This is a genomic window from Paraburkholderia metrosideri (genome assembly GCF_904848625.1).
Taxonomy (GTDB): Bacteria; Pseudomonadota; Gammaproteobacteria; order Burkholderiales; family Burkholderiaceae; genus Paraburkholderia; species Paraburkholderia metrosideri.
This window is the reverse complement of sequence record NZ_CAJHCP010000009.1, coordinates 190,648-207,162: the sequence shown is the minus strand read 5'-3', so window position 1 is coordinate 207,162 and position 16,515 is coordinate 190,648. Positions and strand designations below refer to the sequence as shown.

General features: G+C 59.2%; 8 protein-coding genes and 2 pseudogenes. 6 read left to right on the top strand and 4 right to left on the bottom strand.

Annotated elements, in window-relative coordinates; translation table 11 throughout:
- Positions 1-380: 380 nt before the first annotated feature.
- From LMG28727_RS21420 to LMG28727_RS21410, 3 genes are all read right to left on the bottom strand, one after another.
- Positions 381-6,317 carry a DUF3320 domain-containing protein gene (locus LMG28727_RS21420; RefSeq protein WP_201644307.1) on the bottom strand — a complete coding sequence of 1,979 codons (5,937 nt, stop codon included), beginning with the start codon at positions 6,315-6,317 and terminating at the stop codon, positions 381-383.
- A 667-nt stretch (positions 6,318-6,984) separates the two neighbouring features.
- Positions 6,985-7,776 carry an SDR family NAD(P)-dependent oxidoreductase gene (locus tag LMG28727_RS21415; RefSeq protein ID WP_201644306.1) on the bottom strand — a complete coding sequence of 264 codons (792 nt, stop codon included), beginning with the start codon at positions 7,774-7,776 and terminating at the stop codon, positions 6,985-6,987.
- A 75-nt stretch (positions 7,777-7,851) separates the two neighbouring features.
- Entirely contained in the window at positions 7,852-8,616 is a 765-nt protein-coding gene (locus tag LMG28727_RS21410) for an SDR family oxidoreductase (RefSeq protein WP_201644305.1), read from the bottom strand.
- A gap of 138 nt (positions 8,617-8,754) precedes the next feature.
- Between LMG28727_RS21410 and LMG28727_RS21405 the strand changes: the two genes are divergently transcribed.
- Positions 8,755-9,699 (top strand): LysR family transcriptional regulator, encoded by a 945-nt coding sequence (locus tag LMG28727_RS21405; protein ID WP_201644304.1) that lies wholly within the window; start codon positions 8,755-8,757, stop codon positions 9,697-9,699.
- A gap of 91 nt (positions 9,700-9,790) precedes the next feature.
- Here the strand turns inward: LMG28727_RS21405 and LMG28727_RS34665 are convergent.
- Positions 9,791-10,026, bottom strand: a pseudogene (locus LMG28727_RS34665) (LysR family transcriptional regulator); the annotation flags it as partial.
- A gap of 236 nt (positions 10,027-10,262) precedes the next feature.
- On the opposite strand from LMG28727_RS34665, the pseudogene LMG28727_RS34240 reads away from it, so the two are divergent.
- The 5 genes and pseudogenes from LMG28727_RS34240 to LMG28727_RS21380 all read left to right on the top strand — a co-directional run.
- Positions 10,263-10,449 (top strand): annotated as a pseudogene (locus LMG28727_RS34240) (MFS transporter); the annotation flags it as partial.
- Between the two features lie 351 nt (positions 10,450-10,800).
- The gene (locus LMG28727_RS21395; RefSeq protein WP_201644303.1) at positions 10,801-11,697 is read left to right on the top strand and encodes an oxidoreductase; all 897 of its coding nucleotides are present in this window, start codon (positions 10,801-10,803) and stop codon (positions 11,695-11,697) included.
- A 631-nt stretch (positions 11,698-12,328) separates the two neighbouring features.
- Positions 12,329-13,633: an MFS transporter gene (locus LMG28727_RS21390; RefSeq protein WP_201644302.1), complete on the top strand. Its 1,305-nt coding sequence runs from the start codon at positions 12,329-12,331 to the stop codon at positions 13,631-13,633.
- A gap of 151 nt (positions 13,634-13,784) precedes the next feature.
- Positions 13,785-14,999 (top strand): porin, encoded by a 1,215-nt coding sequence (locus LMG28727_RS21385; RefSeq protein WP_201644301.1) that lies wholly within the window; start codon positions 13,785-13,787, stop codon positions 14,997-14,999.
- 59 nt (positions 15,000-15,058) lie between these two features.
- Entirely contained in the window at positions 15,059-16,486 is a 1,428-nt protein-coding gene (locus LMG28727_RS21380) for a M20 family metallopeptidase (RefSeq protein ID WP_201644300.1), read from the top strand.
- Positions 16,487-16,515 lie beyond the last annotated feature (29 nt).

The window sequence follows — 16,515 nt, the reverse complement described above, 5'->3', positions numbered from 1 at the left end:
TGGCCGTTCGTGAGACCGACACACCAGGCCTCAGGCGCAGAGCGAGCGGTTCCCGCACCGCATGAATTGCCGCTCCATTGCTTGCTGGGGTTGAAGATTGCCCGACAGACGTGGAAAAACATCGGCAAACGTCGGCAAGCTCGAAGAGAACGCGAACACGCAGAAAGTGGGGGAGTCCGCAGCAGGTTGGTGCCACGACGACGTTGACACCGGTCCTGCCTGCCGTCTATCGCGGTCGCAGCCAGCGAATCGCAGCATCCACTCCGACGCAGAAGCTTGAACTCGCGAGCAGTTTCCATAGCGGTGTACATCTCTGTCCAGCACGTCGCATTCGACTCGCTGTCAGAACCGCCTCATCGAGGAACAGTCCGAGCACTCGATCACCGAAGCCTTAGCAACCCTCCGCTCGTCGCAATACTCCCTTGTTCCACGAGACCCGATATTGCAAGGCCAACCCTTGCTTCTGCATCTGCCGGCGTGCGGGCCATACCAATCAGCTGGCACACGGACCTGGAAACGTCGGTGCTCGGTGCACTGCCCACCTCTCCAAGCACGTGCAGCACCCCGTTTGCCAGTTCCTCAACGCAGACATCATCGACCTTCCGGCGTGATGCATCCTCATCCGAAGCCGCTCGAAATACCTTCCACTCGAGCGGATTCAAGTTTGCTGGCCAGTAGAAAACGGCGTCCCCGTCTGTCGTTCTGCCTAGTTCACGCGGCGTAAGGATCCGAAGCCGCTCGACGATGCGCGTGCCTGTACGCTCCAGTCCCCAAGCTCTCGAGATCCGGCGATGAAGCACATTTTCATGGATCGGCCCCTCACCCTCGACTATTTCGATCAACTGCTGTGTGAGTTGATGTGCATGCGCAAGATCGTAGAAGTCCTCGGGCTTGCCCCCTGCAGGGCTAACGGACCGGTACTGGCGCAGGGCAGCTTTCTCGAAGGCAACATTCTCGACCGCAGTCTCTGTTTCGGCATGGAACTCCGCCTCGACCTCAGGTTGGACCGCTTGCGGGTCAGGTACGTCTACCGACGACGTATTGACACCGTCCGCGTCCAATTCTGCATTCAAACGAGCAAGTAGCTTTTGTACTTCGACTTGTGGATTTAGCCACCAGTCGGTCGACCAGATTCGATGAAGATGCCAGCCGAGACCCTCCAGCACCGCCTGGCGTAGCCGGTCGCGGTCGCGCGCCGTAGCGCCAGAGTGATAAGCCCTACCATCGCACTCAATGCCGATCAGGTAGCGGCCTGGAGCGCGAGGATCAACAACGCCCATGTCGATACGATATCCCGAGCATCCCACCTGTGGGTGCACGACCCAGTTGTGGTCGCGCAGTACCTTGATTACCTGCGATTCGAACTGACTGTCTGGCTCCATTCCTGTGGGCAGCGACTGCTCCAGCAACGCACGAGGCCCCTTCAGGGCAAACTCGAGATAGTGTTTGAGGTCGCGCACGCCGGCCGCCCTCACGCGCGACAGGTCTATCTGTTCAGGCTTGAGCGTACTAAAGATAACGACCCTTTCACGCGCTCTGGATATGGCGACATTCAGTCGTCGCTGACCTCCCTCGCTGTTGAGAGGGCCGAAGTTCATGGTAACTTTGCCCGCCGCGTCCGGACCATAGGTAATCGAAAAGAAGATGATGTCACGCTCATCTCCTTGAACATTCTCCAGATTTTTGATGAACAACGGCTCTCGGGATTGCGCCGAAATGGCTTTATCCAGTTGAGCGCTCTGGCGACGCCGTGCATCCAGCAACGATTCAATCAGCGCCTGTTGCGACTGGTTGAACGTCACAACTCCCAACGTTAATTGTTGCAAGTCAGCGTCCAGATAGTGCTGCTCAATCCCAAGCACTACCGCCTCGGCCTCTGCCCGGTTCGTCCGGCTTCCACCTCGGTCGTAGACTCCTGCCACGCGTTCAAGACGTACCGCTACGTCATCCGTAACTGGAGACGGGAAAGTAATTAGCTGCGAGTCGTAATAGGTCACATTGCTGAAAGTGATGAGGCTCTCATGCCGGCTTCGGTAGTGCCACTGCAGCCGCTGACGATTCATCCCTGCGCCCAGGCATTCATCCAGAATGCTCTCGAGATCTTCTATCTGTGCGTCATCGCCGACGCCGTCGTCTGTATCGGTCGACTTACTGAAGAAGCTGGTAGGTGGTAGTTGCTTTGTGTCACCGACAACAACCAACTGTTTGCCGCGAGCGATTGCACCTACTGCATCCCAGACTGGAATCTGGGAGGCTTCATCGAAGATAACCACATCGAACTGCGCATGGCCTGCGTCAAGATACTGAGCCACGGAGAGCGGCGACATCAGCAGGCAAGGCTTCAACCTCGCAAGGAGACTCGGAAGGCCCTGCATGAGCTGGCGCACCGGCGTATGGCGAGTCTTCTTTTGCAGTTCCCGACGCAGCAGCCCCAATTCGCTGTCGCTACTCACTACCATGCCTGTCGCCGCAGGGACCTTCCCAGCGAGCATCGCTGCGACATAGTCGGCGGTCAGAACCTGAAAGCGTTCATCCGCTCGCCGGAATTCACGAATCTTGCGTTCATGGTCAGCGCTGGAGAATGTGCGGAGCGTGAGATCTTTGTCGATAACCTTTTTCACCCACCAGTTCTGATAGCTGAACTCAAAGTGCTGCTCAACGCGATCCAGCGGCACACGGCCATCTTCCAGAGCACTCACTTCGCCCTGCAGCCCGCGGTGAATAGCTTGCTCCCGAACATGACGCCACAAGCACCAGGACATGAACTGACTCCTGGAGCGATGCCAGGCGGCAGTAACGACCAACATGCGTTCTAGCGCGCCGTCGGCGTCAACTGGTCCTTGCAACGGCGTTGTCGGGTCCGCAAGCGCTTCAAGTGCCGAAAGCGCGGCGCGCAGTTCGCGCCATGTGTCGCGATAGGCAAGCAACGACTTGCTCAATGCGGCTCCTGGCAGAAGCAAAACACGGTCATCGATTACAAGGCGACGGAAACGGGCACGCAACTCCGCCGCGGAAGCAGGATCGTTGGCGATCAACGTGACAGCGTCCGCGAAGCGCTGGGCCCATTGTTCATGTCGTAACACCTGGTCCCAGTCGGTCTGCAGGTCGTTGAACGTGTCTTGAAGCAAGCGCTGTGCGTCGCTCTTCAGCGCCTGCAGTTGCTCGTCTTCAGCATTGACGCTTGTAAGATGAGGCAACATGGCCATGACAGCCGCGTCTGCCGGACGTTTGCCGTCAGAGCGGTAGCTCGCCAGCCTTGAGCGAATGGCGCGCTTACCCAGTACAGATTTGGGCCACCATGTATTCGACGCTTGCGCCCACTCCTCGTTGATAGATTTCGCACCCAACTCTGAAAGCTGCTCTGTCCAGCCCGCCTCGAGCTTGTTCCAGTATTCGTTGCGGGCTTTGCCATGGCGGGCGAGTACCAGAAGTTGAGTTCTGACATTGACGTCGTGTGCATGGGCGGCAATACCCAACGGCACTTGAGGAGCGCCAAGCAAGACATCTGCGAGAAAGTCTATCTTCCCGTAACCTTCCAGGCTCAATCCTGCTGCAGTGATATTCAGGCTGGTTTGCACCGCTGACACGCTGCCCTTGAATGCCTCTACAGCTTGCTCAAACGATCGGGCTGCCGCGAGCAATTCATCTTGCCAGGTTGGACTCCACTCAGTTCTGCCGACATGCTCTAAAGGGTGGCCATGAAGGGCAACGAGCGAGCCCGAGAGGGTCGCCATCCGCCTTGCAGTTTCGCGAAGCCTTTCGAGCGCGTCGAAGTCGTGCGTTAGCGGGTCCGACCAGGGCATCGGCGCGGCATCCCACCCTGAATGCTCTATGCAGGTTCCGATAGCCTGATAGACCGTTAGGCCGTTGGGATGAACATGATGCAATGCGTCCACAAGGCCATTCAGATCCTCGCGGAGCTCTCCGAGACGCTCCGCCTCGCGGTTCCAATCTGAATTCGTTCGTTGACCATTGAAATCCAACGCCTTACCGAGTTGCTGCAAGACTTCCGACTTTCGTGCTTTGGATGAGTGGAGTTCGAGACAAAACGGTCCGAGCCCGACGGCATCCAGTCGACGATGCACCACTTCAAGGGCAGCCATCTTTTCAGACACGAAAAGCACCGTCTTGCCTTTAGCCAACAGGTGAGCGATAAGGTTTGTGATAGTTTGGCTCTTACCTGTTCCCGGCGGTCCTTCAAGCACCAGGTCGCGGCCGGCGTCGACGACGCAGATGGCTTTTAACTGCGACGAGTCTGCGAGCATCGGTGTGAAGAGGTCTTGAGGCTGATGAGTCTCATCGAGTCTTTCGAAACGCTCGTCGAACTCTTCCTTTTCAAACGCCAAGCCGGGATTGTCTATGAGGTGCCTGACCACCCGGTTCGCTTTGAGTTGCTCGGTCCGGTCCTGCAGGTCCTTCCACATCAGATACTTCGTGAACGAAAAAATGCCCAAGTGGGCCTGCTCAACGACCTCCCACTTGGGGATCTCGCGAACGGCGAGCCGGAATGCCTGCAGCACCCTTCCCACATCGACGCCCTTTTCGTCCATCGGCAAAACATCCAACCCTGGGATGCGCAATTCAAAACTCGTGCGCAACATCTGCAACAAAGTCGGGTTAATGATGGTCTCGTCGTCGTGGCGGCTTAGCCTGAAGCCGCTTCGTACCGACTGGCGCTGCAGCGACACGGGCACGAGGATGATGGGAGCCTGATGTACGCTCTCCGCACTCTCCGTTTCGGTCCAGCGAAGGATGCCCAACGCAAGGTAAAGCGTATTGGCACCGCCCTCTTCCAGACCAGTCCGCGCACCGCTGAAGATGGTCAGCAGATTGCCGTCTAACCCTTCCTGCGGAATTCGCGCGATCAACTCCTTGTTATCCAGAGCATCGAGCGCCATGTCGTCGAGAGGCGCGCGCCCGCTTCGACCGGTGTGCACCTCGGCCATCCGCGGATCGGCACCTTCCATGAGGTTTGGCATGGAACGCACGCGAAATTCGATGCCTTCTGCAATCGCATCCTCAAGCCTGCCAAGGTCTGGGGCGATCAGTGCCAGGGTCGACTTTGTCGTCTTGAAGTTGAGCAACCTGTTGCGCAACGTCAAATCCAGCAAACGGGATTTCCATTTCGACAGCCGGCCCTCCGGCGTCTCGTCGGCGCCGAAATCAAGCGGAGTCAGAAATTCAGGATCGAGTGGTGGCAGGTCGGGAGTCGGCTCGATCGACACGGGTGACTCGACTTCATCGACCGATGATTGGCTGACACTTACCACCCTCGAAGGCAAAGGCCTGATCTGCAGCTCACGAGCCCGGTGAATGTCTATTGCGTAGCGGAATGTGCCTTCCTCCAGAAGATGAGCGGCCCCTTGTTCCAAGGCAATCCGCAACGAAGGGCGACGGCTCGCATGTTGGGCGATTGCCGTCGTTTCGAACGCCAGAAATTCGCCGCTATCTACCCGCTTTCGAACCGCCTGGATGTCATCGGTAAGCGGATCAGGAAAGCAGGCCTGATGAAGCCATACGCCTATCCATGCGTGACCATCCTTCATCAGGACTACAGGCCGCAGTCCAGCCTGCTCCATACATGAAGAAAACAGCATCGCCAGGTCAAGGCACGTAGCGATCCGGCCTTCAAGAATGCGATCCGGCGTTCGGATTTTCTGTCCATCGACGCCGAAGGACGCTGGCGGCTCCGCATACTGGAGGTTTTCCGCGGCCAAGGTGCTGTAAATCGCGGACACCTGCTTCCACACAACATCCCGACTCTTCGACTGATAGCCGTTCATCGACAGGTCGCTGTATTGCTCACGGAGCAATTTCGACGCCTTTCCAATGAGAATGTCGATCGCAGGATTGTTCGGCATTGAGAAGGACGCGAGCAACTCCGGCATGGCGTGCGTACCCGCCCATTGATCATAGGCCAGCACCTCGATGGGGTGGACCACTCGGGAGAGCTCAACGTCAGCCACCTGTGCGACGACCGTGATTGATGCTGTCACTGCCTCCTGGAGATCGGCCAGATAGCCGTGGTCTGCCGCGAGGTCCAAAGGGGAAATACGCCTGATTTCATCGGGACCGAGCTTCGCGAAACGAAGCTTCGTACCTTGAGCAAAGCGTGGGTTGCAAGTGATCGAGATCTCAACATTTTCAACGGACGACTTGAATCCGTTGGTTACGCGCAACGCACGCACGACCGGCACAGAGTTCTGAATCGACGCATAGCCCAGCGTCGGATCAGCTTCAATCTCCAAAAGGAACGCGTCAGTTACTTCTGACTCGGTCGCGTCCGTATATTGGGTCGGATTTTCTTGGTTGTGCATCTTTCCTCTACTTTGGAGGTCTTTCACTCTCAGGCCTTTGCCCGTGATTTAGACGTAGAGAATACGCCATGGGAACCTAGTCTGGAAATGTTGAACTTTGCTCCACGGGATCTATGCATTTGGCATGCATTCACGCAAAAAAAGACGGTATGCGAATGTTCGCAGACGATCTTAGTCAAAAGGCCTAAAAATTGGCCTATTGCCGATCCAAGTGAGATTGATTGCGACGTTAGTCGACGAGCGCACGGACTCCGACTCGCGTCGCCGCTCCGCCATGGGTGATCCGAGTCAAGGAGTGAGTGCAAGAATCAGTGCATCTTCTGCGCGCATATGCAGGTTTGCCCGGCTTGCGGATCGACGGTAGAAGCGATCGTTCAGCGGCCATCATCCTGTCGATTATTTTGAAACTCCGTCACGTTGATACGAAGTCCAAAATATGAGTTCTCACCAGTACGTAATGGCCGTTCTCAATAGCGCGTTTCTGCTTTCTTTGCACTCGTCGGAGCCCCCCGTCCGACGCTAAGCGCTCTGCCGGAGGTTGACAAAATTGCGTCGCGCGCCCTAGAACACCTCATCCCCGGCACAGCTTTCACGCCGCGCCAGTTCAAAGCCTGACACGGATGACGCGCCCCACCGCCGGACGACGACTATCAGCGATGGCGCAGGTCTAGAAGGCGCTCTTTATAACGCCTCCGTCAGCCCGCAACGCAGCGCCCGTCGTGGCCGACGAAAGCGGACTGGCGATATAGGCCACGAGTGACGCGACTTCCTGCGGCGAACCAAAGCGCTTGGTGAGCGACGTGGGACGGACCTTCTCGAAGAATTCCTTTTCGAACGCTTCAAACGATTTGCCGTCGGCCTTTGCGAGGGTCTCGACGAATTCCCCCACTCCCCGCGATTTCGTCGGCCCCGGTAGCACGCTATTGACTGTGATGCCCGTGCCGGCAACGGCTTCGGCGAGCCCACGCGCGACCGCCAGCTGCGCGGTTTTGGTCATCCCGTAGTGGATCATTTCAGCGGGAATCTGCACCCCGCTTTCGCTCGAAATGAAAATGATGCGCCCCCAGTTGGCCCGCCTCATCGCAGGCAAAAACAGGCGAGCGAGACGTACCCCACTCAACACATTGACGTCGAAGAACCGCTGCCAGTCCGCGTCGGGGATCTCTTCAAACGGCTTGGGCTCGAAGATGCCCAGGTTGTTGACCAGAATTTCCACCTCCGGATAGCGTCGCGCGAGCTCGTCTGCTGATGCGGCCAAACTGAGATCGCCCGCAAATCCCTGTACGTCGCTGCCCGTCTCCGCTTTCAACTGCGCGACCACGTCATCCACAGATGACTGGGAGCGTCCGTTCACGATCACGCGAGCGCCTTCCTGTGCCAACGTGCTGGCGATAGCGAAACCGATGCCAGCCGTGCTGCCGCTCACCAGTGCGAGTTTGCCTGTCAAATTCAGGTCCATGATTGATGTCCGTCCACAATGGGTGAAGTAAAAATCGCGGCATCGGCTCTTGAAATTCAGATGCCGCCAGGAGGTTCACGTGCGTGTAATCGATGCGCCACCATCGACCAGTGACGCGGTGCCGGTCACGAAAGACGAATCGTCCGACGCGAGATACAGCACCGAACGCGCCAGTTCTTCTGGCTTGGCGACGCGCTTGAGCGCATGCAGCCCGGTGACGAACGCCTGCGATTCATCGCTGTCGTTCATATCGCGATACATCTCCGTGTCCACCGCGCCCGGCAACACCGCGTTGACGCGCACGCCTTGCGCGCCGTACTCGGCGGCGAGGGCCTGCGTCAAGCCGATCAGTCCGGCCTTGCTCGCCGCATAGGCCGCGGTGCCGGGGAACGCGAACGAGTAACCGACGAACGTCGACGTGAAGATGATCGATCCACCACCTTGTTTCAGCATTTCGGGAATCTGATGCTTCGCTCCCAGGAAGGCACTCGTCAGATTGGTCGCCAGTGCGGCGCTCCAGCCAGCCTCGGAAATGCCGGTGGTCAGGCCCATCTCGCCCAGCGTACCGGCGTTGTTGTACGCGATGTCCAGATGGCCGAAGCGGCTCACGGCGAGTGCGACCAGCGCCTTCGCGAAGTCCTCCGACTGCACGTCGCCGGCCAGATACGCGGCTTCGCCGCCTTCGCTGACGATCTCCGCCGCGAGCGTTTCGAGCTCTGCCGCGCGGCGCGCCGCAATGACCACCTTGGCGCCTTCCTTCGCGAACAGCTTTGCAGTCGCGCGGCCAATACCTGCGCTGGCACCCGTCACGATGGCGACTTTTCCTGTCAAGCGTTGCATGTTTAATCTCCTGATGCTTCTGGTTGGTCAGTGCCCTATGCCCTGGCCCGTGAAAGCAATATAGGCTTCAGTTCTGATGGCAGAAAGGTCTAAAACATGGTCTTATCATTTAGTTTTTGTGAATGATCGGAGGGTTGCATGGACCGCTTGCGCGCTTTTGAGGTTTTCGTCACGGTGGTGAGCCGGGGTGGCTTTGCGCGCGCAGCGGAGGCGCTCGACACGTCGCCCGCCAACGTGACCCGTTATGTGAATGAACTGGAAGCGCACCTGGGCACGCGCCTGCTGAATCGCACGTCTCGCACGCTGTCGCTGACGGACGGCGGCGAGACGCTTTACGCCCGCTGCAAATCCATCCTCGACGAGGTCGCTGAAACAGAGGGGCTCGTGTCATCCGCTTCGGTCGAGCCACGCGGACGCCTGCGCATCAATGCGCCCGTGAGCTTTGGCATCGTGTATCTGGCGCCGCTATGGCCTGAGTTCATGCGCAAATATCCTGGCATCGAACTCGACGTTGGGCTGATTGACCGTGTCGTCGATATCGTCGATGAAGGCTACGATCTCGCCATTCGCATCTCGCGCGCGGGCTCGACTAGCCACGCAGCCCGCAAGCTGGCGACATCGCAAAACGTCCTGTGCGCGTCGCCGGCCTACCTGGCTCGCGCCGGAGTTCCGGCAGCGCCAGCGGACCTTATCGGCCATCGCTGCATCGGCTACACCTATGCGGTCACCGGCGATGAGTGGCAATTGATCGACGGTAGCGGCAAGATTCACGCGGTGAAGGTCGACTGTCACATGCATACGAATAACGGCGATACGGCGCGCGCGGCAGCGCTCGCCGGGCAAGGAGTGATCTGGCAACCCACCTTCCTGATCGGCAACGATCTACGGGCCGGCAGGCTCGTTCAGGTGTTGCCTGAGTATTACCTGCCTGAGATCGACATACTCGCCATGTACCCGAGCCGTCGACACCTGAGCGCCCGAGTGCGCGTCATGATCGATTTCCTGATCGATGCGTTCGGTGGGGTGCCACCTTGGGATCGGGATGACGGAAATCGGACAGGTGTCACGCCGGGGACAAGTTGAAGGGGCCTTTGGATTGATTCCATCCGGCCATTCGCGGCGGCCGAAATATGCCGAGAATGGCCCCTCACTGCGTTGCAACCTGCATCGGATCGAATGCACCTTTGACATCATTGAGGAGCGCCACGCTTCGTCCGTTAGGACAACGCGCCGAGCGCGCTGCTCGACGGGTGGAACGCCGAATCAGTCTTCCAATAATCGCATCGGTTTGCCAACGGCCCAATGCGTCACGAGCAGTTCAACTGCCGCAGCCGCGAAACTTCCCAGACGTGCGACTGCCTCGAGGTGCCGCAATGCATTTAGATGGGGGCAACGGTCTACCTCCTTCACAGCACGCTAGTCTGTATCTATACGTGAATTTTTCTCCCGTCTGACCCAATTTTTCGTCAGTAGTGGCGGGTTGTGGTCGAAGCTAGACTTCGACTGTTCTGCACAACTCCTTCGAACTTGTCGCGATGGCTTCGGCTTTAGCGATGCGGTTGAAACATGAGACTCTTTTCTTTCTCCGCCCGGCGACGGAAGTTGCCGAGGGCCCCGGCCGCCAGCACTCCGTTTCGCGCACCCGCGTGTCATGGCGCCGCTGCCCGGCGCACGCGCCGCACGACGGTTACATCGACATGATTTATGCCCTTCTTCCTCTGTGGCAGGCGGACTTTGGGCTCGGCTACGGCACCTTGGCGATTTTGCGCGGTGTCTATGCTGGCACGCATGGTGACGTTTCAGTTGCCCGATGCGTGGCGCAATGCTCAACGGCACATCGTCCGCTCTCTATGGAACGGTGCCGGAACTGACCTCGATTCGATCGAATCGGCGACACGGCGCTATAGTTGCGACAGTGGCCACGGCACTAGCCATCGCTGACTCTTGCGCTTCATCCGCATCTGCGCACGACATAATTTTGTCCGGGACGTGCGCCCCTGTTGTTCGACCGGGACGCAACACATTCTAGACACGGGTGATCGATCGCCTTCGCCGCGCATAGGGTTTAACGCTGGCCGCGGATAGTGTCGATCCAGAACAGCCCGGTCAGCAAACTAATACGAAAGGTAGGGCAGCGCGTCATTGCTGCCATGCCAACGAAACACCATTGAGAACAGGACGAAAATGACAACGCCTGACAATCCGACGGTCGCCGTCGTTGGTCCGGGAGCAATCGGCACGACGGTCGCGGCAGCACTCCACGAGGTCGGACGCTCGCCGACGATTTTCGGCCGCACTGCGCACGAGCAGCTGGAACTACGCTTCGACGGCGGTCGTATTGTGGTACCTGGACCGGTGCGAACTGACCCGCGCGAGGTCGGAGCCACGTTCGACCTGGTTTTCGTCGCGGTTAAGTCAACCCAGGTGGAAGCAGCAGCGCCATGGCTTTCAGCCCTATGCAGCGAGAAGACTATCGTCTGCGTGTTGCAAAACGGCGTTGAACAGAAGAAGATTTTCGCACCGTACCTGCCCGGCAGTCCGGTAGTTCCCTCGGTAGTATGGTTTCCTGCTCAACGCGAACCTGATGCCTCGGTGTGGCTACGAGGAAAAGCACGCCTGACCTTGCCGGATACGCCGGAGACCCACGCGGTCGTTAGGGCGTTGAGCGGCACACGCTGCTCGGTCGAAGTAGCGGCGGACTTCACATCGGTCGCGTGGCGAAAGCTTCTACAGAACGCGGTCGCCGGTTTGATGGTCTTAGCGGGTCGCCGTGCCGGCATGTTCACGCGATCCGACATCACCAGGCTGTCGCTCGCCTATCTGCAGGAATGTCTTGAGGTTGCTCGCGCGGAGGGTGCGAAACTGTCCGACGAAGTGCCGCAAGAGATCGTCAATGGGTTTCATTCTTCCCCGCCCGACCTGGGTACCTCGATCCTCGCCGACCGGCAAGCCGGCCGCCCCCTTGAATGGGACATCCGGAACGGGGTCGTGCAACGATACGGTCGGCTTCACGGCGTCCCCACACCAATCAGCGATCTCGTCGTGCCACTTCTGGCGGCCGCCAGCGATGGACCCGGCTAGTCTTGTTGGCGCGACCGTTTCCCGAGCAGCAGAAGGTCGGGCACCGATAACAGTTGACGATCTTGCTCGCACGCGTGACCGGCCGCTTTTGGCCGATCACGCTCCAATGCTTATTGCATGATGGGCGCACAAAAGGTTCGTTTCACGTCAGACCGCTGTCGATAGTAAGCCGTCACCCGTTATCCCGAAGCAACGGGTTTGGATCGCACGGGTCCACCTTCGCGGCGCGCGTCGATTTGAGGCAGCTAAACTTGACCACTGGCGTTTTCAGCCATTCCTCGCTTTTTGCCTCATGTCCGTCGCCAGGGACAGCCTCTCCGACGAGCGCGAACGCCATTGATGCCTTCCGGTTGTTTGTAGGCCGATGCTAGTTTCACGTAACGCTAATAGCGCGTTTCCTTGGTTTCTCTTGGCTTCTCCTACTTTCTCTCGGCTTCTGTGCAGACCACAAACCGATACGTAGGCCACGTCTCACGGCTGCATACAAAAATCTATCGGCCTAAAAAAAAGTGAATAGCCTTAGCTTTTTGTCGCGGAAATACTGGCTCTAACTCAAGCCGATGCCGGTTCCGCTTCGTTGTGAATCGCTGCTGTGCTTGCCATCAAACCGTCGCCTCCTCCCGGGATTTCGATGAGCAATGTCACCCTGCAATCAGCCGACACGTCGCTCGACGTTCGCCGTAGCCAGCCAAGTTCCCAGCTGCGCACCATCGCCGCGTGTTCGATCGGCAATGCGCTTGAAATGTATGACTTCACGGTCTACAGCTTCTTCGCGATGCTGATCGGCAAGCTGTTCTTCCCCGTCCATAGCGCGTACGGCTCGCTGCTGCTGGCGGTCGGCACCTTCGGCATCGGCTTCGTGATGCGGCCGCTCGGCGCGATGGTGATCGGCAGTTTCGCCGACCGGCGCGGCCGCAAGGCCGCGATGACGCTGACGATCTCGCTGATGGTGTGCGGCACGCTGTGCATCGCGTTTGCGCCGACCTACGCGACGGCCGGAACCTTGGGTACCCTCGCGATCGTATTTGGCCGCGTACTGCAGGGCTTTTCGCTCGGCGGAGAAATCGGCGCATCGACCGCAATGTTGATGGAGTCCGGCAGTTTCGGCAGCCGTGGCTTCCGGATCGGCTGGCAGGGAGCGAGCCAGGGCTTTGCCGCCCTGCTGGGCGCGCTGAGCGGCGCCGTGCTGTATGCGAGCCTGTCGCAAGAGGCGCTCGAATCGTGGGGCTGGCGTCTGCCGTTCCTGTTTGGATTGCTGATCGCCCCCGTCGGTCTTTATATCCGCGCTCATCTCGACGAAACGCTGGACAGCAACGCCACGGAGGCTCATCCACTCACAACCCTGTTCACCGAGCATGGCAGCAAGATCGTGCGTGGCATGCTGTCTATCGTCGCCGCAACGGTTGGCATGTACCTGGTGGTTTTCTTTATGCCGACCTACCTGGTGCGCGTGCTGCACCTGCCCACCTCGCTCTCGCTGATGGCGGGCTGCGTGTCGGGTGCGACGATGGCAGTGATGTGCCTCGTGTCGGGGCTGATCGCTGATCGGACCGTTGCGCGCAAACCCATTGCGCTTGCATCCGTCGTGCTGACGACGCTGCTCATCTACCCCGCGATCTGGACCATGAACATGTACCCCAGCGTTCCCGTGGCGCTGGCCATCATCGCTCTTATCACTGCAGTGAGCAGCTTCGGCAGCGCATCCATGTTGCTGTTGCTGATGGAAATGTTTCCGGCCAGCGTGCGTGCCAGCGGCCTTTCGGTGATCTACAGCATCGGGGTTGCGCTGTTTGGCGGATCAGCTCAATTCATCGTGACCTGGCTTCTCGCCAGGACGGGTAATCCGATGTCGCTGGCGCTCTACATGATCGCCTGCGGAATCGTCACGGTCTGCGCGATGTCCAGCCTGCCCGAGCCGCGCAAGCGCACTGCATAGCAAACTGCCCGAGCGGCCCGCTTCTGGACCGCCGGCGGCCTCCCGAAATTCATCACCTGGACCGAATCAATTTCGCGCTCGAAAGAGACGCGAGGGAGCGGCTCGCCCGTTTACCAGCGCATTTATCAAAACACGCAAGTGGGGATCTGCAATGAGAAAGACTTTGAGTGCGCTCGTCGCTTCGATTGGCTCGCTGGCTTGTACCGGAGCGTTCGCGGAAGTGTCGCCGGGTGCGCCGCCAGACGCGGCGGCTGCCGCCTACGCGACCACCTCGCAAATGCAGTCGATCTTCCAGTACTGGGGATCGGGCCTCGGGCCGCAAACGCTGGGCGTTGCGACGGAACGGACCTTTGTGACGCTCTACGGCACGGTCGATATGGGCGTCAACTATACGAAGGATGGCCCGTACAGCATCACGCGGTTGCAGTCGGGCGGCGCATTGACATCGAAGTTCGGCATCTATGGCCAGGAGTATCTGGGCGATCAATGGACCGCGTTCTTCCGGCTGGAAAACGGCTTCCTCGGTAACACCGGCGCGGTTCAGGACTCGACGTCGCTGTTCAATCGCGCGTCCTATATCGGGATCCAGAACCGTATGTACGGGCAACTGACAATGGGCCGTCAATATACGTCCGGCGGCGCAGCGGCGCTCGGTGCGGATCCGTTCCTCGGCGTCGCGCACGAATCGGTCTACACGTACCTTCTCGGCACCTCGGATCTGGGAGTCGGTGCGAACAGCGACGCGCTGGGACGTCTGCCCAACACGTTGCGCTATATCTCACCGCGATTCGGGCCATTCGGCTTCGACCTGAGCTACTCGCTCAAAGGGGACCAGACGATCGGCCCCGCCGTCAGTCAACGCTCCGCAATGGTGTCTTACGTCGACAAACGGGCCGTGCTGTCGATCGCGTTCGGGCAAAGCTGGTGTGATCCGTCGATAACCGGCAGTTGTGTCGGCGACGCGACGATCGCGCCGGGCAAACGCACGGACACCTATCTCGCCTCCCTGCTCTACGACGTCGGTCCATTCATCGCCCAGGGCGCCTACATCCGCTACGTGCCACAGGCAGCGGACAGCGCTATCGCGAGTCTGTATCTGCTGGGGCTGCAGAAGTGGTGGGGCGGCAACTTGCTGCGGGCCTCGGTTGCGTATCGCGACACGACGAAATCGCAGGATTACGCGTACGGCTCGACTCTCGGCATCGACCACTTTCTGTCGAAAAGAACGTCTGTCTATGCACGGGTCGGCCTGATGCGCAATGGCCCGAATTCCAGCGTCACTTACAACTACGACAGCGGCTCGCCGACGCCCGCGGCGGGACGCACGGTATCGAGCGTCACGCTGGGTATCAATCATCAATTCTGACCTGGTGCGCGGTGTCGCCGCGTCACCACTTTTTGTTCCCTCCCATTAAGGAGACATCCGTGTCGATCGAACTGGTTCAAGACTTTATCGAAAGCAGCAAAGACAAATACATCCAGCTGTCGGACGAAATCTGGCAGTACGCGGAGTTGGGCTACACCGAACAGAAGTCCGCCGCCGCGCATATCGCCTTTCTGAAAGCTGCGGGCTTTACGGTCCGTGAGGGAGTGGCCGGCATTCCGACGGCGTTCATCGCGGAAGCCGGCTCCGGTGGCCCGGTGATCGGCATCCTCGGCGAGTTCGATGCACTGTCCGGGTTGAGTCAGGAAAGTCTCGCGCTCAATTGCTGTCCGTCGACCGAAATCTCGAACGGCAACGGCCACGGTTGCGGCCACCACCTGCTCGGCACCAGCGCTCATCTGGCGGCAGTTGCCGTCAAGAATGCGCTGGAACGCAACGACATTGAAGGCACGGTGCGCTTCTACGGTTGTCCTGCCGAAGAAGGCGGCTGGGGTAAAACCTTCATGACCCGCGCGGGCCTGTTCGACGATGTGTCGGCCGCGATCACCTGGCATCCCGGCGTCGCGAACTCGATCATGAATCTGGAGAGCCTCGCGGTTAAACAGGCGTACTTCCGCTTCAAGGGCGTGGCGGCACATGCAGGCGCATCCCCGCATCTCGGACGCAGCGCGCTCGACGCGCTCGAACTGATGAATATCGGCACCAACTTTTTGCGCGAACACATGATCCCGGATGCGCGCGTGCACTACGCCATTACCGACGCTGGTGGCGTTGCGCCGAATGTCGTGCAACCGAATGCGGCGGCGCTCTACATGATCCGTGCGCCGCGCAATCGCGACGCGAGCGAGCTGTACGAACGGATCTGCAATATTGCGCGCGGCGCGGCGCTAATGACCGATTGCGAACTGGAGATCGAGGTTCACTCGGCGTGTTCGAACCTGCTGCGCAACACCACGCTGAACGAATTGATGCAGGCGAAACTCAAGCAGTTCGGCGCGCCGCAATATGACAGCGAGGAGCTGCAATTCGCCGAGTCGATGCATCGTACGACCCGCCCCGAAGAAGTCGAGATGGCCGGCCGGATGCTGGCCTCAGCGTGGCGCCAGCCGAAGGCGTTGTTCGACGGCGTCGATGAACTCTACAACGATCGTCCTTCGAAGATGCACGGTTCGACGGATGTCGGCGATGTGAGCTGGGTCACGCCGACCGTGCAATGCATGACGGCGTGCTTTGCTTTTGGTACGTCACCGCATTCGTGGCAGTGGGTCTCGCAAGGCAAAAGCGCGCTGGCGCACAAGGGGATGACGCTGGCCGCGAAAACAATGGCCGCCACCGCACTCGAGCTATACACGAACCCTCTGCTGCTCGCAGCAGCGCGCACCGAACTGATGGAGCGTCTGGCCGAAGATCCGTATGTGTGCCCGATTCCGGCAGATGTGCAACCGCCGATTCCCGGACGCACTGCCTGATTTTGTCCGCCTGTCCAAACCTCACCCGA

What these genes read in the sequence shown, in the direction of transcription:
- LMG28727_RS21420 (WP_201644307.1), bottom strand. Translation starts at nt 6,317, where the DNA reads ATGCACAACCAAGAAAATCCGACCCAATATACGGACGCGACCGAGTCA.
- LMG28727_RS21415 (WP_201644306.1), bottom strand. Translation starts at nt 7,776, where the DNA reads ATGGACCTGAATTTGACAGGCAAACTCGCACTGGTGAGCGGCAGCACG.
- LMG28727_RS21410 (WP_201644305.1), bottom strand. Translation starts at nt 8,616, where the DNA reads ATGCAACGCTTGACAGGAAAAGTCGCCATCGTGACGGGTGCCAGCGCA.
- LMG28727_RS21405 (WP_201644304.1), top strand. Translation starts at nt 8,755, where the DNA reads ATGGACCGCTTGCGCGCTTTTGAGGTTTTCGTCACGGTGGTGAGCCGG.
- LMG28727_RS21395 (WP_201644303.1), top strand. Translation starts at nt 10,801, where the DNA reads ATGACAACGCCTGACAATCCGACGGTCGCCGTCGTTGGTCCGGGAGCA.
- LMG28727_RS21390 (WP_201644302.1), top strand. Translation starts at nt 12,329, where the DNA reads ATGAGCAATGTCACCCTGCAATCAGCCGACACGTCGCTCGACGTTCGC.
- LMG28727_RS21385 (WP_201644301.1), top strand. Translation starts at nt 13,785, where the DNA reads ATGAGAAAGACTTTGAGTGCGCTCGTCGCTTCGATTGGCTCGCTGGCT.